Source organism: Bacillus sp. ISL-51 (genome assembly GCF_018613535.1).
GTDB lineage: Bacteria > Bacillota > Bacilli > Bacillales > Bacillaceae > Bacillus.
Genome location: NZ_JAGGQB010000003.1, coordinates 337,931 through 359,786, shown reverse-complemented (window position 1 = coordinate 359,786; position 21,856 = coordinate 337,931). Strand labels below are relative to the sequence as shown.

The 21,856-nt window shown below is 45.8% G+C and carries 27 protein-coding genes; 26 read left to right on the top strand and 1 reads right to left on the bottom strand.

The window, feature by feature from the left end:
* The first annotated feature begins 33 nt into the window (after positions 1-33).
* The 14 genes from J7E26_RS03440 to J7E26_RS03375 all read left to right on the top strand — a co-directional run bounded on the left by J7E26_RS03440 (position 34) and on the right by J7E26_RS03375 (position 11,122).
* Positions 34-489 carry a low molecular weight protein arginine phosphatase gene (locus tag J7E26_RS03440; protein ID WP_214802143.1) on the top strand — a complete coding sequence of 152 codons (456 nt, stop codon included), beginning with the start codon at positions 34-36 and terminating at the stop codon, positions 487-489.
* 145 nt (positions 490-634) lie between these two features.
* Complete coding sequence (rpiB, locus tag J7E26_RS03435; RefSeq protein WP_214802146.1) at positions 635-1,084, top strand: ribose 5-phosphate isomerase B; 450 nt, start codon at positions 635-637, stop codon at positions 1,082-1,084.
* A 13-nt stretch (positions 1,085-1,097) separates the two neighbouring features.
* The gene (locus J7E26_RS03430) at positions 1,098-1,640 is read left to right on the top strand and encodes a TIGR01440 family protein (protein ID WP_214802149.1); all 543 of its coding nucleotides are present in this window, start codon (positions 1,098-1,100) and stop codon (positions 1,638-1,640) included.
* A gap of 147 nt (positions 1,641-1,787) precedes the next feature.
* Entirely contained in the window at positions 1,788-3,035 is a 1,248-nt protein-coding gene (gene glyA, locus J7E26_RS03425) for a serine hydroxymethyltransferase (RefSeq protein ID WP_214802153.1), read from the top strand.
* A gap of 135 nt (positions 3,036-3,170) precedes the next feature.
* Positions 3,171-3,800 (top strand): uracil phosphoribosyltransferase, encoded by a 630-nt coding sequence (gene upp / locus J7E26_RS03420; RefSeq protein ID WP_003151154.1) that lies wholly within the window; start codon positions 3,171-3,173, stop codon positions 3,798-3,800.
* Positions 3,801-4,209: 409 nt separating this feature from the next.
* Positions 4,210-4,593: an ATP synthase subunit I gene (locus tag J7E26_RS03415; protein ID WP_214802156.1), complete on the top strand. Its 384-nt coding sequence runs from the start codon at positions 4,210-4,212 to the stop codon at positions 4,591-4,593.
* A 7-nt stretch (positions 4,594-4,600) separates the two neighbouring features.
* Positions 4,601-5,335, top strand: a complete 735-nt coding sequence (gene atpB / locus J7E26_RS03410) for a F0F1 ATP synthase subunit A (RefSeq protein ID WP_214802159.1) — start codon at positions 4,601-4,603, stop codon at positions 5,333-5,335.
* A 43-nt stretch (positions 5,336-5,378) separates the two neighbouring features.
* Positions 5,379-5,591 carry a F0F1 ATP synthase subunit C gene (atpE, locus tag J7E26_RS03405; RefSeq protein WP_003151167.1) on the top strand — a complete coding sequence of 71 codons (213 nt, stop codon included), beginning with the start codon at positions 5,379-5,381 and terminating at the stop codon, positions 5,589-5,591.
* Between the two features lie 142 nt (positions 5,592-5,733).
* Positions 5,734-6,246 carry a F0F1 ATP synthase subunit B gene (gene atpF, locus J7E26_RS03400; protein ID WP_214802162.1) on the top strand — a complete coding sequence of 171 codons (513 nt, stop codon included), beginning with the start codon at positions 5,734-5,736 and terminating at the stop codon, positions 6,244-6,246.
* The gene (locus tag J7E26_RS03395) at positions 6,243-6,788 is read left to right on the top strand and encodes a F0F1 ATP synthase subunit delta (RefSeq protein WP_214802165.1); all 546 of its coding nucleotides are present in this window, start codon (positions 6,243-6,245) and stop codon (positions 6,786-6,788) included. The genes atpF and J7E26_RS03395 overlap by 4 nt, the downstream gene beginning before the upstream one ends.
* Positions 6,789-6,804: 16 nt before the next feature.
* A complete protein-coding gene (gene atpA, locus J7E26_RS03390) occupies positions 6,805-8,313 on the top strand; it encodes a F0F1 ATP synthase subunit alpha (RefSeq protein WP_214802168.1) in 1,509 nt (502 codons plus the stop codon).
* 76 nt (positions 8,314-8,389) lie between these two features.
* Complete coding sequence (atpG, locus tag J7E26_RS03385; RefSeq protein WP_214802171.1) at positions 8,390-9,253, top strand: ATP synthase F1 subunit gamma; 864 nt, start codon at positions 8,390-8,392, stop codon at positions 9,251-9,253.
* 25 nt (positions 9,254-9,278) lie between these two features.
* Complete coding sequence (gene atpD / locus J7E26_RS03380) at positions 9,279-10,700, top strand: F0F1 ATP synthase subunit beta (RefSeq protein WP_214802174.1); 1,422 nt, start codon at positions 9,279-9,281, stop codon at positions 10,698-10,700.
* A 23-nt stretch (positions 10,701-10,723) separates the two neighbouring features.
* A complete protein-coding gene (locus tag J7E26_RS03375; protein WP_214802176.1) occupies positions 10,724-11,122 on the top strand; it encodes a F0F1 ATP synthase subunit epsilon in 399 nt (132 codons plus the stop codon).
* 44 nt (positions 11,123-11,166) lie between these two features.
* Here J7E26_RS03375 and J7E26_RS03370 read toward each other — a convergent pair whose 3' ends face one another.
* Positions 11,167-11,637: a hypothetical protein gene (locus J7E26_RS03370; protein ID WP_214802179.1), complete on the bottom strand. Its 471-nt coding sequence runs from the start codon at positions 11,635-11,637 to the stop codon at positions 11,167-11,169.
* 177 nt (positions 11,638-11,814) lie between these two features.
* On the opposite strand from J7E26_RS03370, the gene J7E26_RS03365 reads away from it, so the two are divergent.
* From J7E26_RS03365 to J7E26_RS03310, 12 genes are all read left to right on the top strand, one after another.
* Positions 11,815-12,045, top strand: a complete 231-nt coding sequence (locus J7E26_RS03365) for a DUF1146 family protein (protein ID WP_082791751.1) — start codon at positions 11,815-11,817, stop codon at positions 12,043-12,045.
* A gap of 142 nt (positions 12,046-12,187) precedes the next feature.
* Positions 12,188-12,928 carry a YwmB family TATA-box binding protein gene (locus J7E26_RS03360; RefSeq protein ID WP_214802182.1) on the top strand — a complete coding sequence of 247 codons (741 nt, stop codon included), beginning with the start codon at positions 12,188-12,190 and terminating at the stop codon, positions 12,926-12,928.
* Between the two features lie 33 nt (positions 12,929-12,961).
* On the top strand, positions 12,962-14,269 hold the full coding sequence (murA, locus tag J7E26_RS03355) for a UDP-N-acetylglucosamine 1-carboxyvinyltransferase (protein WP_214802184.1): 1,308 nt from the start codon (positions 12,962-12,964) through the stop codon (positions 14,267-14,269).
* Between the two features lie 202 nt (positions 14,270-14,471).
* Positions 14,472-15,503: a stage II sporulation protein D gene (spoIID, locus tag J7E26_RS03350; RefSeq protein WP_214802186.1), complete on the top strand. Its 1,032-nt coding sequence runs from the start codon at positions 14,472-14,474 to the stop codon at positions 15,501-15,503.
* A gap of 266 nt (positions 15,504-15,769) precedes the next feature.
* Complete coding sequence (locus J7E26_RS03345; protein ID WP_214802188.1) at positions 15,770-16,456, top strand: VWA domain-containing protein; 687 nt, start codon at positions 15,770-15,772, stop codon at positions 16,454-16,456.
* Positions 16,457-16,768: 312 nt separating this feature from the next.
* The gene (locus J7E26_RS03340; RefSeq protein WP_214803061.1) at positions 16,769-17,449 is read left to right on the top strand and encodes a VWA domain-containing protein; all 681 of its coding nucleotides are present in this window, start codon (positions 16,769-16,771) and stop codon (positions 17,447-17,449) included.
* A 91-nt stretch (positions 17,450-17,540) separates the two neighbouring features.
* Positions 17,541-17,708: a hypothetical protein gene (locus J7E26_RS03335; protein ID WP_214802191.1), complete on the top strand. Its 168-nt coding sequence runs from the start codon at positions 17,541-17,543 to the stop codon at positions 17,706-17,708.
* Positions 17,709-17,804: 96 nt separating this feature from the next.
* The gene (gene fdhD / locus J7E26_RS03330; protein ID WP_214802194.1) at positions 17,805-18,593 is read left to right on the top strand and encodes a formate dehydrogenase accessory sulfurtransferase FdhD; all 789 of its coding nucleotides are present in this window, start codon (positions 17,805-17,807) and stop codon (positions 18,591-18,593) included.
* Between the two features lie 16 nt (positions 18,594-18,609).
* On the top strand, positions 18,610-19,635 hold the full coding sequence (gene moaA, locus J7E26_RS03325) for a GTP 3',8-cyclase MoaA (protein WP_214802197.1): 1,026 nt from the start codon (positions 18,610-18,612) through the stop codon (positions 19,633-19,635).
* A gap of 193 nt (positions 19,636-19,828) precedes the next feature.
* Complete coding sequence (locus J7E26_RS03320) at positions 19,829-20,959, top strand: response regulator aspartate phosphatase (protein ID WP_214802202.1); 1,131 nt, start codon at positions 19,829-19,831, stop codon at positions 20,957-20,959.
* Between the two features lie 113 nt (positions 20,960-21,072).
* Positions 21,073-21,552 (top strand): hypothetical protein, encoded by a 480-nt coding sequence (locus tag J7E26_RS03315; RefSeq protein ID WP_214802205.1) that lies wholly within the window; start codon positions 21,073-21,075, stop codon positions 21,550-21,552.
* Positions 21,553-21,625: 73 nt separating this feature from the next.
* Complete coding sequence (locus J7E26_RS03310; RefSeq protein WP_214802208.1) at positions 21,626-21,814, top strand: CsbD family protein; 189 nt, start codon at positions 21,626-21,628, stop codon at positions 21,812-21,814.
* Positions 21,815-21,856 lie beyond the last annotated feature (42 nt).

Below are 21,856 nucleotides of genomic sequence, written 5' to 3'. Positions count from 1 at the left end.
TTCATTTATAATAAGCAGTAAGAGGTGACAGACATGAAGATTATATTTGTTTGTACAGGAAACACGTGCCGCAGTCCGATGGCTGAGGCGCTTTTTAAATCAATCGCGGAAACGAAAGGGCTTACTGTAAGTGCCGGCTCGGCCGGAGTGTTCGCGTCTCCGTACGGAAAAGCATCGGCTCATGCCGTAGAAGCGCTGTTTGAAAAACGGATCGCCCTCAACCACAGCTCATCTCCCTTATCGGAAGAACATATAGACTCGGCGGATCTGGTGCTGGCCATGACAGAACAGCATAAACAGCTCATTATCAGCCGGTTTGAAAACAGCCGGGACAAAGTATTTACCATTAAAGAATATGTGACGGGGCGCAGCGGAGACATTTCAGATCCGTTCGGCGGTTCGCTTGACGTCTATAAACAGACGAGAGACGAGCTGGAGGAGCTGCTTACACTTCTTGCCGATCAATTGCTTGACGAAGAAAGCAAGTAAGTTGTCAGAAAATATGCAAACAGGTCATTTGCAAAACGGACTTGAAAGAGTAGAATAAAGTCAACAGACATCGCAGGAGCCTAAAAACGAAAAGGACAAGCCACAGAGGGATGTCTTCGCACAACCACACCTAGGAGGTAAATAAATGAAAGTAGCTATAGCGTCAGATCACGGCGGCGTCCATATCCGCGAGGAAATAAAGGGTCTATTGGATGAATTGCAGATTGAGTATATTGATATGGGCTGTGAGTGCGGAAGCGGCTCTGTCGATTACTCTGACTACGCTTTTCCGGTAGCGGAAAAAGTGGTGAGCGGAGAAGTCGACAGAGGCATTTTAATTTGCGGCACAGGCATCGGCATGAGCATCTCCGCAAACAAAGTAAAAGGAATACGCTGTGCGCTTGCGCATGACACCTTCAGCGCAAAGGCTACACGTGAACACAATGATACGAATATTCTCGCCATGGGAGAACGCGTGATCGGACCCGGACTGGCCCGCGAAATCGCAAAAATCTGGCTGACGACTGAATTTACGGGCGGCCGCCACGAAAGACGGATTGGCAAAATCGCAGATTACGAAGAAAAAAATCTGTAAGAGGTGCTGGACAATGGAACAGATGAAACAAAAATGGACGGACATGCTGGCTGAATTTCAAGAGCAGGCCAGGCTGAAAAGCGGCAGCCTGCTTGTGATCGGATGCAGTACGAGCGAAGCTGCCGGAAGCCGGATCGGCACCTCGGGGAGCGGGGAGTGGGCCGAGCTGATTTACGGCGGACTTGCCGAATTTAAGGAGAAAACCGGCATACATCTCGCTTTTCAATGCTGTGAGCATTTAAACAGAGCGCTTGTCATTGAGGCGGAAACAGCTGAGCTGTTCAGGCTTCCCATTGTTTCAGCCGTACCCGTTCCAAAAGCCGGCGGGGCGATGGCCTCTTATGCTTACAGGCAGATGGAATCCCCCGTGCTTGCCGAAGCCATCCAGGCTGACGCCGGAATCGACATCGGTGATACATTCATCGGCATGCATTTAAAACCCGTTGCCGTACCTATCCGTATATCAAGCCGTGAGCTCGGAGAAGCCCGCGTGACGATGGCCCGCACAAGGCCAAAGCTGATCGGCGGAGTACGGGCTGTATATGAATACGAATAATGGTTTCTCATTTCGTTGTTAATGTTCGTGTTTTCTAATTAAATTTTGTGATTTTTTTAAATAAGCTGTTACATTCACCTGAAAAACCATGTACAATAAGGGTGATAAAAATAAAGAACAGGAAACGGATAGGAGAGGATCTCGCTGATGAAACATTTACCTGCACAAGATAAACAAGTGTTTAACGCCATCAAGGATGAGCGTAAGCGTCAACAGACTAAGATCGAACTAATTGCTTCTGAAAACTTCGTGACGGAAGCGGTAATGGAAGCCCAAGGCTCTGTATTAACGAACAAATATGCTGAAGGCTACCCCGGCAAACGCTACTACGGAGGCTGTGAGCACGTTGATGTCGTTGAGGACATCGCCCGTGACCGCGCGAAAGAGATTTTCGGAGCAGAGCATGTAAACGTACAGCCGCACTCAGGCGCTCAGGCGAACATGGCTGTTTACTTCACGATTTTAGAGCACGGCGACACAGTGCTCGGGATGAACCTCTCCCACGGCGGCCACTTAACACACGGAAGCCCGGTTAACTTCAGCGGTGTTCAATACAACTTTGTAGAATACGGTGTCGATAAAGACACACAATATATAGATTATGAAGATGTGCGTGAAAAAGCGCTGGCGCATAAGCCTAAACTTATCGTTGCCGGAGCGAGCGCATATCCTCGTACAATTGACTTTAAAAAATTCCGCGAAATCGCTGATGAAGTCGGCGCTTTATTTATGGTCGACATGGCTCATATCGCGGGGCTTGTCGCTGCCGGTCTTCACCCGAACCCGGTTCCATACGCAGATTTTGTAACAACAACCACTCACAAAACGCTGCGCGGACCGCGCGGAGGAATGATCCTTTGCCGCGAAGAGTTCGGCAAAAAGATTGATAAATCGATTTTCCCTGGTATTCAGGGCGGGCCGCTTATGCATGTCATCGCAGCGAAAGCCGTTTCTTTCGGGGAAGTGCTGCAAGATGATTTCAAAGTATATGCGCAAAACGTTATTTCGAATGCGCAGCGCCTTGCCGAGTCTCTGAACAAAGAGGGCATTCAGCTTGTGTCAGGCGGAACGGATAACCACCTTGTGCTTGTTGACCTTCGTTCTCTCGGTTTGACAGGAAAAGTGGCGGAGCATGTGCTTGACGAAATCGGCATCACATCAAATAAAAACGCGATCCCTTACGATCCGGAAAAACCATTTGTCACAAGCGGCATCCGTCTCGGTACGGCAGCTGTGACAAGCCGCGGTTTTGACGGTGACGCGCTTGAAGAGGTCGGCGCCATCATCGGCCTTGCGCTGAAAAACCATGAAGATGAAGCGAAACTTGAAGAAGCGAGACAGCGTGTGGCTGCCTTAACTGAAAAGTTCCCTTTATATAAAGAACTCGATTATTAATAGGAAGAAACCCGCCGGAACCTTAATACGGCGGGTTTTTTTTGACGATTTTCTTGAAACTCGCTGTCTTTTTCTGTAGAATCAATAGAAGTGTGAAAAAGTCACTCGGACAAAGTAAAAGGAGCTGAACACAGTATGGGAAAGGTTTACGTATTTGATCATCCTTTAATCCAGCACAAGCTGACATATATTCGGAATGAAAATACAGGCACAAAGGATTTCAGAGACCTTGTGGACGAAGTCGCTTCACTGATGGCGTTTGAAATTACACGTGATCTTCCTCTTAAAGAAGTGGAAGTGAAAACACCTGTTCAAACAGCGACATCCAAAGTGATTTCAGGGAAGAAACTCGGTATCGTGCCGATCCTCAGAGCGGGCCTCGGAATGGTAGACGGCATGCTGAAATTAATCCCCGCCGCCAAAGTGGGACATGTCGGGTTATACCGTGATCCGGAAACCTTAAAACCGGTGGAATACTATGTCAAGCTTCCTTCCGATGTAGAAGAACGTGAATTTATCGTCGTGGACCCGATGCTTGCGACGGGAGGCTCCGCGGTTGAAGCGATTAACAGCCTGAAGAAACGCGGCGCAAGAAACATCCGCTTTATGTGTCTTGTGGCGGCTCCTGAAGGTGTGGAAGAGCTGCAAAAACATCATTCGGACGTTGATATTTACATCGCAGCTCTCGATGAAAAATTAAACGAAAAAGGCTATATCGTTCCGGGACTCGGCGACGCGGGAGACCGTTTGTACGGAACGAAATAAATTGGGAAAACCTCATCGCGGGTTTTCTTTTTTTATCCAGTTTTTTGCTGAATGAGGAGCTTTCATACATTTATAGGTGAAAATGTGAACATTCTGTGTATGCTTTTAGTATAAAAAGTTTTTTAACTTTAAACAGATTGACACATGTTAGGGGCTATTGTATGCTAAACGAGGGTATTGTGAGAAGGTTTTCATTGCTTTCATTTCTAGTATCCATCCTCATTTTAAATCCTCCCAAAAAACCCGTTTTATGAGGATTTATCTAAGCGAATGAAACAGCATCCCGTATGATCATGAGGATGAATGGTTTTTTCGAACAAGGCCGTTTTGCGGGCTTCTGCTAGGGTTAACCGCTTGTATTGCCGTATCCAGGAATTATATTACTTTTTCATCAGGAGACAGATAGTTGATGGACGATCCCAATCTTACATTCCGCAGACAACGAAGATATGTATTTGTAATCTTAGCAATCTATTTGCTGGGATATGGGTTTACGGCGTATAAAACCATTTTTTTAGGCCTCATTTTGGGCACTGTTTTCAGTTTGTTTAATCTTTGGCTCTTGATCAGAAGAATGAATGCTTTTGACAAAGCCGCAGCAAAAGGAAAGTCCATACGATCACTCGGGAGCGCAGCGCGTTGGTGCAATGCGATACTTGCGATGGCTATCGCATTTAAATATCCCGGCCAAGTGAGTGTGGCAAGCGTAATTATTGGATTAATGACAATTTATCCCGTCATTATGATAGATTCCATTATTCAGCTCAAACGTTCATCAATGGAAGAGAGGTGAAAACCCATTGAATCACAATTACAGAACTTTTGATTTGTTTGGTCTTACTTTTAATGCGACAAACATTCTGATGATAACTGTGGCGAGTGTGATTGTGCTGCTGATTGCGATTCTTACTACGAGAACGCTGTCCATCCGTCCCGGAAAAGCCCAGAACTTCATGGAATGGATTGTTGATTTTGTCCGCAATATTATAGGCAGTACAATGGATTTAAAAACAGGGGCTAACTTCTTGGCGCTTGGTGTAACCTTGCTGATGTACATATTTGTATCAAATATGCTGGGGCTGCCGTTTTCCGTAACAGTCGGACACGACCTTTGGTGGAAATCACCGACGGCTGATCCGGCCATTACCCTGACTCTTGCCGTTATGGTAGTGTCTCTGACTCACTATTACGGCGTGAAGATGAAAGGTTTGAAGGAATATTCTAAGGATTACCTCAGACCGGTTCCGCTTATGTTCCCGATGAAGATCATTGAAGAGTTCGCGAATACGCTGACACTCGGACTTCGTCTTTATGGTAACATTTTCGCCGGAGAAATCCTTCTGGGCCTCCTTGCGAGTCTTGCGACGAATTTCTACTCAGACAGCTTCTTTCTCGGTTTGGTCGGCACAGTCGGAGCCATTATCCCGATGCTTGCATGGCAGGCGTTCAGCTTGTTCATCGGAACCATCCAGGCGTTTATCTTTACGATGCTGACGATGGTGTACATGTCACACAAAATCAGTCATGATCATTAAAACATATATCCATTCGGATAACATTTAAAGGAGGAACTTTTTCATGAATTTAATAGCAGCTGCGATTGCAATTGGTTTAGGCGCACTTGGTGCAGGTATTGGTAACGGTTTGATTGTTTCACGTACGGTAGAGGGAATTGCCCGTCAGCCGGAAGCAGGAAAAGAACTTAGAACTCTTATGTTCATGGGTATCGCATTAGTTGAAGCCCTTCCTATTATCGCTGTCGTTATCGCGTTCTTAGCGTTCTTTGGCTAAGCAAAAAAGCCTTATATGAACTAAAAATGGCGAAGATCACTCTAAGAGAACCTTCGCCATTGCTTTATGTCTGATAAGCAGGCCGGTCTGAAACGGCTTTTTATCAGCAGAGAAAACCTGCAGAAGGGAGTTGCCGTAGTAGATGTCTCAATTACCTCTTGAATTAGGACTGTCGTTTAACGGCGGAGATATCCTATTCCAATTGTTAGCTATGTTAATTTTATTAGCGCTTCTCAAGAAATTCGCTCTGGGACCGCTATTAAATATAATGAAACAGCGTGAAGATCATATCGCCGGCGAAATTACGTCCGCTGAAGAAAGAAATAAAGAAGCGCAGCAGCTGATTGAAGAGCAGCGCGTTCTTTTAAAAGAAGCAAAACAGGAATCACAATCACTCATTGAAAATGCGAAAAAACTTGGTGAGAATCAGAAGGAAGATATTATCCAGGCTGCGCGTGCCGAGTCTGAAAGATTGAAAGAAGCGGCGAGAACCGAAATTGTAAAAGAAAAAGAACAAGCCGTTTCCGCTCTTCGCGAGCAAGTCGCATCACTTTCTGTCTTAATCGCATCGAAAGTCATTGAGAAAGAGCTTGATGAACAAGCTCAGGAAAAACTGATTCAGGACTATCTTAAAGAGGTAGGAGAAAGCCGATGAGTGGATCTGCTGTCTCTAAACGATACGCGTCAGCGCTTTTCGACATTGCCGTTGAGACCTCTCAAATCAATGAAATCGAAGAAGAGCTTACCGTAATAAAAGAAGTTTTCCAAAACGAAGCCGGGCTGCAGGAAGTGTTAAGCCATCCGAAGGTATCGGCTGCTAAGAAAAAAGAGCTGATTCAGCATTCGTTCGGCGCACTGTCTGAGTCTGTGCTGCATACAATTTTTCTTTTGATTGACCGCCGCCGGTCTTCGATTGTGCCTGATCTCACAGACGAGTTCATCAAACTCGCCAATCGGGCCCGCCAGACAGAGGACGCGGTTGTGTATTCAGTAAAGCCGCTGTCAGAGGCGGAAATGTTATCTTTATCTCAAGTATTTGCAAAAAAAGCCGGAGTCGCTTCGCTCAGAATCAGAAATGAAGTGCAGACGGATTTAATAGGCGGAATTAAGGTCCGCATTGGAAACCGGATTTTTGACGGAAGCGTGAGCGGAAAGCTTCAGCGCATGGAACGTCAACTTGCCGGAGGAAATCGATAGAAGGGGTGAAACCTAAGTGAGCATCAAAGCTGAAGAGATTAGCACGCTGATAAAGCAGCAAATTCAAAATTACCAATCTGAAATTGAAGTTCATGACGTAGGTACAGTCATCCAAGTAGGAGACGGTATTGCGCGTGTACACGGCCTTGACAATTGTATGGCCGGTGAACTTGTTGAATTCTCAAACGGCGTTTTGGGTATGGCTCAAAACCTTGAAGAATCAAACGTAGGTATCGTTATCTTAGGGCCTTACAGAGATATCCGTGAAGGAGATGAGGTCAAAAGAACGGGCCGCATCATGGAAGTTCCTGTAGGCGAAGAATTAATCGGACGTATTGTCAATCCGCTGGGACAGCCGGTAGACGGACTAGGCCCGATTCTGACAAGCAAAACCCGCCCGATTGAAAGCCAGGCACCCGGTGTTATGGATCGTAAATCTGTCCATGAGCCGCTGCAAACGGGTATTAAAGCGATCGACGCATTAATTCCGATCGGCCGCGGACAGCGTGAGCTGATCATCGGGGACCGTCAGACAGGTAAAACATCTGTTGCGATTGATACGATCTTAAACCAAAAAGACCAGGACATGATCTGTGTGTACGTAGCGATCGGACAAAAGGAATCTACAGTCCGCGGCGTAGTGGAAACATTGCGTAAGCACGGCGCGCTTGATTACACGATTGTCGTAACAGCGTCTGCATCACAGCCTGCTCCGCTTCTTTACCTTGCACCGTATGCAGGGGTTACGATGGGTGAAGAATTCATGTACAACGGCAAGCACGTTCTCGTCGTGTATGATGATTTATCCAAACAAGCAGCCGCTTACCGTGAGCTGTCATTGCTTCTTCGCCGTCCGCCGGGCCGTGAAGCATTCCCTGGGGATGTATTCTATCTTCACTCCCGCCTGCTTGAGCGCGCAGCAAAGCTGAGTGACGCAAAAGGCGCAGGATCAATTACGGCATTGCCGTTCGTAGAAACACAAGCCGGTGATATCTCTGCTTATATCCCGACAAACGTTATTTCCATTACAGACGGACAGATCTTCCTTCAATCCGACTTGTTCTTCTCAGGCGTGCGTCCTGCGATCAATGCCGGATTATCTGTATCCCGTGTCGGCGGATCAGCCCAAATCAAGGCGATGAAAAAGGTTTCGGGCACACTGCGTCTTGACCTTGCTTCATACCGTGAGCTTGAAGCATTCGCTCAATTCGGATCTGATCTTGACCAAGCGACTCAGGCGAAGCTGAACCGCGGTGCGCGTACAGTTGAAGTTCTGAAGCAAGATTTGAACAAGCCGCTTCCGGTTGAAAAACAGGTTGCCATTCTTTATGCGCTGACAAAAGGATATCTTGATGATATTCCGGTTGCGGATATCAGACGTTTTGAAGAAGAGTACTATATGTACCTTGACCAAAACCATAAAGAGCTGCTTGACAGCATTGCGCAAACAGGAAACCTTCCTGCAGACGAAGATTTCGCTGCGGCGCTGGAAGGCTTCAAACGCACATTTGCACCAAGCAACTAACCCTTATGCAGATGAGAGAAAAAGGTTCTCTTTTTCTCTCTTTTTACGCAAATGAAGAATAAAGGTGGTGAAATCTTTGGCCTCATTACGCGATATTAAGTCAAGGATCACGTCAACGAAAAAAACAAGCCAGATTACAAAAGCCATGCAGATGGTATCCGCCGCAAAGCTGAATCGTGCGGAAACCAACGCGAAATCATTTGCTCCGTATATGGATAAGATCCAGGAGGTTGTCTTTAACGTCGGAAAAGGCGCGAAAAATGCGAAACATCCGATGCTTGTCTCAAGAGAAGTGAAGAAGACGGCGTATCTCGTCATTACGTCTGACCGCGGGCTTGCGGGTGCGTTTAACAGTTCGGTTCTGAGAAACGCTTACCGCACCATCCAAGAACGCCATCAGTCTAAGGACGAATACACTGTGATTGCGATCGGAAGAGTCGGCCGCGATTTCTTCAAAAAGCGGGAAATGCCGATTTTGTCTGAACTAGTAGGGCTTGGCGACGAGGTCGCTTTTTCTCAGATCAAGGATTTGACCCGGCAGACGGTTCAAATGTTTATCGACGGCGCTTTTGATGAACTGCATTTGGTTTACAACCATTTTGTCAGTGCGATTACGCAGGAAGTGACGGAGAAAAAAGTGCTGCCGTTATCTGATTTCGGAACAAGCGGCGGAAAACGGACGGCTTCTTACGAATTTGAGCCGGATGAAGAAGAGGTTCTCGAAGTGTTGCTTCCTCAATATGCGGAAAGCTTAATTTTCGGTGCGCTTCTTGACAGTAAAGCAAGTGAACACGCTGCGAGAATGACAGCGATGAAAAATGCGACTGATAATGCGAAAGAACTCATTGATTCACTTTCGCTTTCATATAACCGTGCTCGCCAAGCGGCGATTACGCAAGAAATTACAGAAATTGTCGGCGGTGCAGCCGCTTTAGAATAGAAAGATTTTGGCAGGAGGGATAGCGATGAAGAAAGGACGCGTGAGTCAGGTGCTTGGACCGGTTGTCGACGTACGTTTCGAAGACGGCCATTTGCCTGCGATTTACAATGCGATTAAAGTTTCACAGCCAGCTACAGGCGAAAATGAAGTAAGCATCGATCTAACGCTAGAGGTTGCTCTTCATTTAGGCGACGATACAGTCCGTACGATTGCCATGGCATCTACGGACGGAATTCAGCGCGGAATGGAAGCTGTTGATACAGGGGCTCCGATTTCAGTTCCTGTCGGTGACGTTACACTTGGACGCGTATTTAATGTACTTGGAGAAAAAATTGATTTAAATGAGCCGCTTCCTGCGGATGCCCAAAAGGATCCGATCCACAGATCAGCTCCTTCATTTGATCAGCTTTCAACAGAGGTTGAGATTCTTGAAACGGGAATTAAGGTTGTTGACTTGCTTGCTCCTTATATTAAGGGCGGTAAGATCGGATTATTCGGCGGTGCCGGTGTAGGTAAAACCGTATTAATCCAGGAATTAATCAACAACATCGCCCAAGAGCACGGCGGTATCTCTGTATTCGCCGGCGTAGGAGAACGTACTCGTGAAGGGAACGACCTTTTCTACGAAATGAGCGATTCAGGCGTTATCAAGAAAACAGCCATGGTCTTCGGACAAATGAACGAGCCGCCGGGCGCGCGTATGCGTGTGGCACTGACGGGTCTTACAATGGCTGAGCATTTCCGTGATGAGCAAGGACAGGACGTACTGTTCTTCATTGATAACATTTTCCGTTTCACACAAGCGGGTTCAGAGGTTTCCGCCCTTCTCGGACGTATGCCTTCTGCGGTTGGTTACCAGCCGACGCTTGCAACAGAAATGGGTCAGCTTCAAGAGCGTATCACGTCTACAAACGTTGGTTCAGTAACATCTATCCAAGCGATCTACGTGCCTGCCGATGACTATACTGACCCGGCTCCGGCAACGACGTTCGCTCACTTGGATGCGACGACAAACCTTGAGCGTAAATTAACTGAGATGGGTATCTACCCTGCGGTTGATCCGTTGGCTTCCACATCCCGCGCGCTTGCTCCGGAAATTGTCGGAGAAGAGCATTACGCGGTTGCCCGTGAAGTACAGTCAACACTTCAGCGTTACAAGGAATTACAGGATATTATCGCAATTCTCGGTATGGACGAATTAAGTGAAGAAGACAAACTTGTCGTTTCCCGCGCACGCCGTATCCAGTTCTTCCTTTCTCAAAACTTCCACGTAGCTGAACAGTTTACGGGACAAAAGGGTTCTTATGTGCCTGTTAAAGAAACGGTAAAAGGCTTTAAAGAAATCCTGTCCGGTAAATATGATCATCTTCCGGAAGATGCGTTCCGTCTCGTAGGACGTATTGAAGAAGTCATTGAGAATGCAAAAGAGATGGGTGTAGAAGTTTAATCTGGTCCTAGGAGGGTAAAAGCATGAAGACCGTTAAAGTCAATATCGTTACTCCCGACGGCCCAGTATATGATGCTGATATTGAAATGGTAAGTGTAAGAGCCGAGAGCGGCGATCTCGGTATCTTGCCGGGCCATATTCCGACCGTGGCTCCGCTTAAAATCGGCGTCGTCCGTCTGAAAAAGGACGGCCAGACCGAATTGGCGGCTGTCAGCGGCGGATTTTTAGAAGTCCGTCCTGATCAGGTCACTATCCTTGCACAAGCCGCAGAGACAGCGGAAGGCATTGATAAAGAGCGCGCCCTTGCTGCGAAGAAGCGGGCGGAAGACCGTTTGAACAAACGATCAGATGATACTGACATTCGTCGGGCTGAGCTTGCGTTACAGCGGGCTGTAAACAGATTGGATGTTACAGGAAATTAAAAAAGAATCCTTCTCGGCTGTCTGAGAAGGATTCTTTTTCTATATTAGCGCATAAGAGATTCAAAGACTGCAAGCAGCGGATGATCCTCTTCTTTTTGCAGGTATAAATGTTCGCAGCAGTTGTCGGAATGCCATGTTTTATTTCCTCTTCTGACGCCTGTCGTATAAGCCCCGTCCGTATACGGATAAGGCTTGACGACCCATTCGGCGTCGTCATGGTGCGTAATGGCGCAGTCTATGACATACACGCTCAGCATTTTTTCGAACTCGTCTATCGGCAGATTCCAATCTGCCAAAAGCAGTTCCCTGATGCTTTGGAAGTAGAGGGATTCCAATTCCTTAAGGCTGTCGCGTGAATAATCGAGGGAGATGTTATAAAACTGACACAATTCATTCAGTTCCTCTGTTTGGGACTGTCTATAATCATAGTAGAATGCAATTGCTTCCCACTCATGTTCAAATACGGGCAGTGAATCTCCATATTGCTTTTCCGGACGAAAAAAGGAATGATTCATATTCCCATCTCCTTTCCAAAAAAGTATACCATGCCGATGAACGGACAATTAAGCGGGGGTTTCCCCTAATTATGGATAAAAATTCTGATGCGAAAATGATCATCTTTCTCTCATCTTCTTATATAATAAGAGAGGATGTGAGGGGGGCGGAAAAGAAATTGAAAGGAGATGGAATTTGTGAATGTATTGGGACAGCAGGCCGCAATCAGCATTTTGATTCATTTAGTATGTATTGCGGTTACATGGTGGGCGCTTCAAGCCGTCAACTTTGACCCGCTGATCCGAAAAGGGAAAGTGGTGCAGGCCAGACTCCTGATCATTCTTCTCACAATTGCGATCGGAACGGCAGTCGCGAATTTCTTTTTAGATTATCTTACCTATTCGAAGCAGCTGCCATACTTGTTTTAAGCTGTTTCATCAGTCGAAATGACGGGAATGGATGGAGGAGAAACCAATTTTTTCTTCATACGCCTGGCGAGTTTTGACGAAGTTTTCCATGTATTGCTTTCCCCGGCTCCGGCAAAAATGGGAGTAAGGGGGAGAGAACGATATGAAGAAAAAAAGAGCAGGCCGTGCCATTCTGTTTTTTGTCTTTTTAAGCGCCTTAATTGCGGTGTTTCATTCCATTCATGCGAGTGAGCTGTCACCGCTTGCCCAAATCGCTGCTGGTATGGAGCGGCAGCAGGTGACTGTTGATGAATGGACGCTGCACGCGAAAGAAAATTTGAACCTGTCACTGAATGATTTTGATGAAAAAGTGAAGCAATTACAAACGCAGAACCCGCAATACCGCTGGGAAGTCGCACAGGAAGACAAAATCGTAAAGGCTGTCGGCACGTATTCTGACAAAAAAAATCATACAACATTTAAACTGCAGCTTATCACTACCCTCAAAAACCAGAACCCAACTTCGTATTTATTATATGAGCAAATGAGCCCGGAGCAACCGGAAAGCTGGAAGGATACATATGAACAGTTTGAACGGCAGGCACATGACATATTTCAAAATAAAGTATTTATTTTTACTTGTCTAAAGGGTCATTTAAATGATAATATGAGTATTGTTTTGCAAAAAAAAGCAGATCAAATCATGAAAGAATTTCAAGCAAGTCCAGTTGAACATGTAGTTGAGCCTCATTTCGTTTCTGTTTCTGCATTTACAAGTAAGTGGACAGATTACATCATGACGTCAAAGCATAAGATGAATGTGCAAGTTGCGCTTAGAAATGCGGGAATGGGCGAAAAACATACCGTTACGGTTGGCACACCAATCGTTACGACTGAATATTAATATAGAGAATATAGGGACGCGGAGGGGAATACCTTGGAAAAAATCATCGTCCGCGGCGGTCAGAAGTTAAACGGCACAGTTAAGGTTGAAGGAGCTAAAAATGCCGTTTTACCTGTTATCGCTGCATCTTTATTAGCAAGTGAAGAAAAAAGCGTAATTTGTGATGTACCTACGCTCTCCGATGTATATACAATTAATGAAGTGTTGCGTCATTTAGGAGCAGATGTGCATTTTGAGAATAATGAAGTTACAGTAGACGCTTCTTACGCTTTAGAAACAGAAGCACCTTTTGAATATGTGCGTAAAATGCGCGCGTCAGTGCTTGTGATGGGGCCTCTTTTAGCCCGTACAGGTCATTCAAGAGTAGCGCTTCCGGGAGGCTGCGCAATCGGCTCAAGACCGATTGACCAGCATTTAAAAGGCTTTGAAGCAATGGGCGCAAAAATCAAAGTAGGCAACGGCTTTATTGAAGCAGAAGTGGAAGGCCGTCTGCAAGGCGCAAAAATCTATTTGGATTTCCCAAGTGTGGGTGCGACAGAAAACTTGATTATGGCTGCTGCTTTAGCTGAAGGAACGACAACGCTTGAAAACGTGGCGAAAGAGCCTGAAATCGTTGACTTAGCAAATTATATCAATGCAATGGGCGGCAAAATCCGCGGAGCGGGCACCGGCACCATTAAAATTGAAGGTGTCGACAAGCTTCACGGCGTAAGACACAATATTATCCCTGACCGTATTGAAGCGGGTACCTTTATGGTAGCAGCTGCAATTACGGAAGGAAACGTATTAGTAAAAGGTGCGGTTCCTGAACATCTTACTTCTTTAATCGCTAAGATGGAAGAAATGGGAGTTAAAATTACGGACGAAGGAGAGGGCCTTCGTGTCATCGGACCTGCCCAGCTGAAACCGATCGACATTAAAACGATGCCTCACCCTGGTTTCCCTACCGACATGCAGTCGCAAATGATGGCACTGCTTCTCCGTGCGGGCGGAACAAGCATGATTACAGAAACCGTGTTTGAAAACCGTTTTATGCACGCTGAAGAATTCCGCCGGATGAATGGAGACATTAAAATTGAAGGCCGTTCTGTTATCATTAACGGTCCTGCACAGCTGCAAGGTGCAGAAGTTGCCGCTACAGACTTGCGTGCGGGCGCGGCGCTGATTCTTGCGGGATTAGTGGCTGAAGGTCATACACGCGTCACGGAACTGAAGCATGTAGACCGCGGTTACGTGGACTTCCACAAAAAACTTGCGGGCCTCGGCGCCGACATCGAACGTGTAGTAGATGAAACGGCGGCTGAGCAAGAAAACAAAGAAGTCGCTGACTTAAACGCATAATTTTTCTAAAACAGTATGTCAATCTGGCATACTGTTTTTTCATAGGGTTTATCATCATTATTATGCTCTGATTTGCAAAAAAGAATACGTTTTAGTGTGAATAAAAGGAATAAAGATTCTGTCCAAAAAGGATTGTCATATTAGCTTGTCCCTGCCCATAAGATGAAGTAGAGTCGAATCCTGAGCAGGAGGCAGCTGATATATGAAACCAATTGTATTTCTACTATCCGGGCTATGTGTACTCATTCTTCTCGTGCCCACGCTCCTTGTCATTCCGTTTCAGACAGAAAAAGGAGCTGCGCTAAACAGAGAATCCGGACACAGAACAACACACACCATAAGAGAGGCAAAAGGAGCAGAGACATTGAAAGAATCGTCTGTATCTATTCCGGTCTATCGGACATCCAATCATTCTGTAGAAAACATTCCGCTTGAAGAGTACGTCATCGGAGTCGTGGCTTCCGAAATGCCCGTAGAATTTAAACCTGAGGCATTAAAAGCCCAGGCGCTCGCAGCCCGAACGTTTATTGTCAGGCTAATGGTAGCTGACTCTGCCGTCCAGGCGCCGAAAGGATCGCTTGTGGACGACACGCAAATGTTTCAAGTCTATCAAAGCAAAAGCCAGCTGAAGAAAGAATGGGGATCTCAGTACGCACAAAACCTGAAGAAAATCACAAACGCGGTAGCCAGCACGCAGGGGAAGATTTTAACGTATGACAATAAGCCGATTGAGGCGTCCTTTTTCTCTACGAGCAACGGTTATACAGAAAATGCAGAAGCCTATTGGACAAGCGCCATTCCTTATTTAAAAAGCGTGCAAAGCCCGTGGGATAAAAAATCGCCTAAATACCTCTCCACCCAAACAGTGAGCGTTGCGGAGTTTCAGCAAAAGCTCGGCGTTCAGCTCTCGGGACAAAATACGGTGGGGCAGATTACCGCCAGAACACCCGGCCATCAAGTCGCGACAGCTGTAATAAACGGCAAGAAGCTGAAGGGAAGGGACATTCGGGAAAAACTCGGTCTGCGCTCAGCCGATTTTGAATGGAAACGAAACGGCAGCAGCATCACTATTACGACAAAAGGATTCGGCCACGGCGTCGGCATGAGCCAATACGGCGCCAATTACATGGCGGAGCAGGGAAAGTCCGTTACGGATATTGTGAAGCATTATTATAAGGGAATAGACATTTCCGACGCCGACGCGTTTTTAAACAAATATATGGCAAAAAAGTAGACGCTGAGATAAGCGTCTTTTTTTGCGGAAAACTATTCCAAAAATGGTGAGGGAACCAACAGACTCATATAACGAAAGCCTAAAGGCGGACAATCGGGATCCGAGTCTCACACGCCAGGTGAAATTCACTGATATAAACAGCCGCTTCTATGTGAATATACGCAAAAATAAAGAGGAAGCCCGTCCTATTTATTTCCCTTTTCATCTCATTTACGATAGGAGTTGTTCGGCGTTGAACGTGAAACACTTTGAAAAGGGGAAGAGCGATGAAAAAAACATTTTCACTTATACTCATGCTGGGATTGCTGCTGACTGCTGCATCTCCTGCTTATGCTGCTGAGAAAGCAAGCGAAACAATCATCAAACCTAAAAAAAATATCGCCATTCTGCTGGATGCAAGCGGCAGTATGGCGAAACGGATAGACGGCGTTTCTAAATACAGCATGGCAAAAGATGAAATCGTTCGTTTTGCGGACTCACTTCCGTCTAAGTCACAAGTCAGAATGACGGTATTCGGCTCTGAAGGAAATAATAAAAATTCAGGAAAAGTACAATCTTGTCAATCCATCCGCGGCGTATACGGATTCCAGGCATTTGACAGACCAAGCTTTCTGAACTCTCTTAACGGAATCGGGCCTACGGGCTGGACACCGATCGCAAAAGCATTAGAAGATGCGAAGGCTTCTTTTAACGCGGGGCGCAAAGTCGGTCATAAAGCTGTTTATCTTTTGACTGACGGCGAGGAGACGTGCGGCGGAAATCCGATTCAGACGGCGAAAGAACTTCGTAAACATCATATTAAGGTCAATGTTATCGGATTTGACTTTAAAGAAGGCTACAACGGCCAGCTTCATGAAATTGCCAAAGCGGGCGGAGGAAAATACTACGAAGCTCAAAGCAAAAAGGATATCAATCACATTTTTACATTGGAAGCACGTGCATTAGCGGAATAAAAAAAGACGCCGTTTTCGGCGCCTTTTTTTTGTCATGATTTTAACAAATTATTCAAAAACAGTTGAAGAGAAAACTGTAAAAAGAATCAGTTTCCCGCCTTATATTACAAAAAGGACGAAAAAAGCCGTCAAGGCTGTCATATTTTATCCAATCTTTTTAGGATGAAGCGTCTATATTACCCATTTTTTGGGGGCGTGCCGTTATTGCCATAAGAGGCACCTCGTCCTATATCTTTTTACTGTTGCCTAATCTAGCATAAAGGAGAGCCGAGGGGCCCATCGGTGAAAAACGAATGGAGAGGAATGAGTATGATGAAAAAAATGTTTACTGCGGGGATTGTCGGTCTTTTGACGCTTTCTCTCGGATCACCTGCTTTTGCGGCTGAGAAAACGCATGAGGAAACAAACGTTGCTGTTTTGTTTGACGCAAGCGGCAGTATGATTCAAAAAACAGATGGAGAGCGTAAAATTGACGTTGCCAAGGATTCAGTCAAATCATTTGCAGAAGTCCTTCCTGAAGATACGAATCTGATGCTGCGGGTATTCGGACATAAAGGCAACAACAAAATGTCCGGCAAGGCCGTGTCATGCAATTCAACGGAAACTCTTTACGGTCTTCAGCCGTATTCTGTGTCTCCGTTCGACCAATCACTCAGCCAAATTAAACCGACAGGCTGGACACCGATCGCAAAAGCGCTTTCTGATACGAGAGAAGAGTTTGAGCGGGTTGGAGCTAAAGGGAAAAACGTGGTTTATTTAATTACAGACGGTGAGGAAACGTGCGGCGGAAATCCTCAAGCGGAGATTCAGAAACTCCGTAAAGCGAACGTCAACACGATTGTCAACATCATCGGCTTTAACTTTGGCGTAAAAGGAAGCGAAAGCCTTGAACAAGCGGCCAAAGCAGGCGGAGGAACTTATGTTTCTGCTGACAGCGCTGCTGAATTTAAGCAGGCTTGGGATGACGCAGCACAGGAATTGGCAAATGAATAGAATTTCGAGAAAAGACGCCGGTGAAAGGCGTCTTTTTTTTGTTTAGAAACTGGGGTAGCGGGAATGATACGACTAAAAGGAGATGACACGTTTGCTAAAAGGAGCTGGCATTATATTAGTGCTGGCGGCAGTGGTCTTTGTGCTGATCGGCATCTTTCTGAAGCTGGCCGCATTCATTTTCGTCAGCATATTAGCCATTATTGCCGCAGTCATTTTATTCACTATCCTGAGCAAAAAACAGCGTCATAAAGAAACATAAAGAGTCCGGGGCGGGCTCTTTTTTTAAACCGCATATTCGACAAAATACGCTGAGTGTGGAAGAATAAAAAAGAAGAATATTGCGGAGGGGAAAACAGTGGAAGATAAAGCAACAGCGGTGAGGGAAATATACCGTTACGAACAAGGGGAATTAACGAAAACGACAGATCGGATGGCAGCTGAGTATCCATTGACTGTCATGCTGAACGGGCGCGAGTTCGTAACGCTCGTCTGCACGCCTGATCATTTACAGGAACTGGTCATCGGGTTTCTCGCGTCAGAAGGCGTTATTCGATTTGAAAAAGAGATTAAAAGCTTTATAATAGATGAAAGTCTCGGTTTTGCGTATGTGGAACTTACGCATCCTGAAGTGCTGGAGCAAAAAGACTATACGAAGAGGGTCATCGGGTCATGCTGCGGGAAAGGCCGGCATTTTTACTTTCAGCAGGATGTCAAAACGGCCAAAACAGCCGTCAGCCGAATCAAAATAACTCCTGAGGCGTGTCTTGAATTAATGAAGACGATGCAAAGCGGGAGCGGCACCTTCCAAGAAACAGGCGGTGTCCATAACGCGGCGCTGTGCGATACGGAAAAGATGCTGCTCATGCGGAAGGATATCGGCCGCCATAATGCGCTGGATAAGCTCTATGGGCATTGCTTGCAAAACGGAATGCCAGTCCGCGACAAGCTGATTGTCTTCAGCGGCCGGATCTCCTCGGAGGTCTTATTAAAAGCCGCAAAAATCGGTGTATCGATCGTTATTTCTAAATCGGCGCCGACCGAGCTTGCGCTGCAAATGGCGGAAGAGCTGAACATCACGGTGATCGGTTTTGTCAGAAACGGATCGTTTAACGTATACACACATCCTGAACGGGTTGGAAAATAGAAAGGGGTCTTGGCTTATGAATACAGAAACGCGCCGGTTGTCAGACAAAAGGGACAGACCGCTCAGAGATCTGCGCATCTCTGTCACTGACCGCTGCAACTTCAGATGCACGTACTGTATGCCAGCCGAATTATTCGGACCGGATTATCCATTTTTACAAAAGACAGAATTGCTCTCATTTGAAGAGCTGGAGCGGCTTGCGAAGCTGTTTGTCGGCCGCTTCGGCGTTGAAAAAATCAGACTGACGGGCGGGGAGCCGCTCATGCGGAAAGATATGCCTGAATTGATCAAAAAGCTCGCGCGTATTCCGGGTCTTCGGGATATCGCGATGACCACAAACGGATCGCTGCTCCCCGTCTACGCAGAGAAGCTGAAGCAGGCGGGGCTGCACCGGGTGACCGTCAGCCTTGATTCTTTAGAGGATGAGAGATTTAAGGCCATTAACGGCCGCGGCATTTCCGTGAACAAGGTGCTTGAAGGCATTGAGGCGGCAAAAGCCGCCGGTCTCGGCGTGAAAATCAACATGGTCGTCCAAAAGGGCGTGAATGAAAAGGACATATTACTGATGGCGCGTTATTTTAAAGAAAAGGGCCATATTCTCCGGTTTATTGAATTTATGGATGTCGGCAATACGAACCAGTGGAATAAAAAAGACGTCATTACGAAGGCGGAGATCATCGAATTGATCAATAAAAGCATGCCGACAGAACCGATAGAAGCGAATTATCAGGGAGAGGTCGCCTCCAGGTTCCGCTACCTTGACGGTTCAGGCGAAATCGGCGTGATTTCCTCAGTCTCAGATGCATTTTGCGCCTCCTGCAACAGGGCGCGCTTGTCGGCCAGAGGCGAGCTGTTTACATGCCTGTTCGCTTCCGGAGGCTATGATGTGCGAAAGCTTGTGCGCGGCGGCTTAACTGATGATGAATTGACGGACGCCATCGCTTCCGTCTGGAAAAACCGTACCGATCAGTATTCGATTGATCGCACGCTTTCTAAAACGGCCGGGAAAAAGAAAGTGGAAATGTCTTATATAGGCGGATGAAAAAAAGCTTGCCCGATTAGAGCGGAGCAAGCTTTTTTTATTCCTGAAGGCGCTTGTTCAAAAAAACCCGGCCTCAGCCGAAATATATGAAGTAGGAATTTTGATGGACGCTGTATCAAGATAAATTAATTCCAAAGCCATACATTATGATAAAATATAACCAATAGAAATTAGAAAAGGTTGTGAAAGGGGCATGACCGCATACGAGATTCCGTCATCTCAAGTTGGAGTCAAAATCAACAAATGGTACAAGCACATTTTAACGTTTCAAGCGGCTGATGCCATAAAGCTGAAAGAGGAAATTGACCAGGATATACAACAGATGGAGGAAGACCAGCTGCTGCTGTTATATTATCAGCTGATCAGCTACCGCCATCATATTATGCTTGATTACGTCAAGCCGGACTTCACGGAGCAATCACAGATCCAGTACAGCGAGCTGCAAAAAACGATTGAAAGTACGGACAGCATATCAGGACTGTCAGAGTATTATTTCCATTTATTCAGAGGTATGTATGAATTCGATCAGAATAACTACGTTTCAGCTATTTCTTTTTACCGGAAAGCTGAGAAATTACTTTCGTTTGTCGAAGATGATATTGAGAGGGCAGAGTTCCACTTTAAGATGTCTGAAGTTTTTTATGTGATGAAGCAGACTCATTTTTCCATGAATCACGCGATTCAGGCGCTTGAAACGTATATGGAGCACGATTTTTACAGAGTGCGGAGGATTCAATGCCATTTCGTCATCTCAGGAAATTATATCGATTGCAAAAACTATGACAAAGCGCTTGAGCATTTAGATGAAGCGCTCCGCCTTGCTTTGCTGGAAGGGCAGCCCCGCCTGATCGGATCGGCGCTTTACAATCTGGGGAATTGTTATTCTGAAAAGAGAGAGCTGGATGAAGCGGCCCGCTACTTTAAAAAAGCGCTGCCCGTCTTTGAGGAGCATCAGCTTGAACAGCTTCCGAAGGCGCTGTTCAGCTTAACGCACACCCTTTTCAGACTGCATGATGATCAAGCCGCTCTCGCTTATTATGAAAGAGGGATGAAGATCGCGAAAGACCGCGGCGACCGATTCAGCTTAGAGAAATATAAATTTTTACAAGCGCTTTATTTGGAATCTGTTAATCTTGATTTAATTCATGAAGTGTTTCATTATATGAATGACAAATCGCTGTATGTGTATATAGAAGATTTCGCCTTAGAGGCGGCTGTTTACACAAGCGCCCATGAACAGTATAAAGAAGCGGCGTATTTTTATGAAAAAGCAATCTGCATGAGAGAGAACCTTCAAAAAGAAGAATGTTTATACGATATATAACGATTAACCATCTGGAATTCAGATGGTTATTTTTTTTTGCGCATTAATACGTTTGAACATAAAAAAAATCGGAAAAATCGCAAAATGAGAGTGATTTTGAAAGGAGGGATTTGTTGTTCGGATTCAATGACATGATAAAGTTTTTTGTGTCTTTTCTCATCATTTTGCCAATGGTGTCTGTCATACATGTAGCCGGTCACAGTTTTATGGCCTTGTTATTCGGGGGCAAGGCATCGTTAGATATCGGAATGGGGAAGCGCCTCTTTAAATTGGGACCTATTCGGGTCCGGCGTATCTATTTCATAGATTCCTTTTGCCAGTTCGGTGAATTACAGATCGATAACCGGCTGACGAATGCGCTTGTTTATGCGGGCGGCTGTCTGTTTAATCTCGCTTCCATTTTTTTAATTAATCTGCTTATCATACAGGATGTCCTCGAACCAAACTTATTTTTTTACCAATTTGTTTATTTTTCAACGTATTATGTCTTTTTTGCCCTGCTGCCGGTACAATATGCGGAAAATAAGCTGTCGGACGGATTAGCCGTCTACAAAGTGCTGCGCTTCGGGGAACGCTGTGAAATCAATAACTGAGAGTTGAACGGTTTACCATTTTACTGAAAGGGAAGAAAACAAGTACACATTAAAAAAAGGAGCTGAAGAGATGATGAGTAACGATCATGGATTAAAAGACAAAGTCAAAGGCGGCATGAACAAAATGAAAGGTGAAGCCAAGGACAAAGCCGGTGATATGGCAGACAAATCCGATTTAAAAGCGGAAGGAAAAAAGGATAAAGCAAAAGGCAGCCTGCAAAAAGGCGTCGGTAAAACGAAAGATAAACTCAATAATGATTAATCTGATATAAAAGAAACAAAAGCCCAAAGCGTTTTGGGCTTT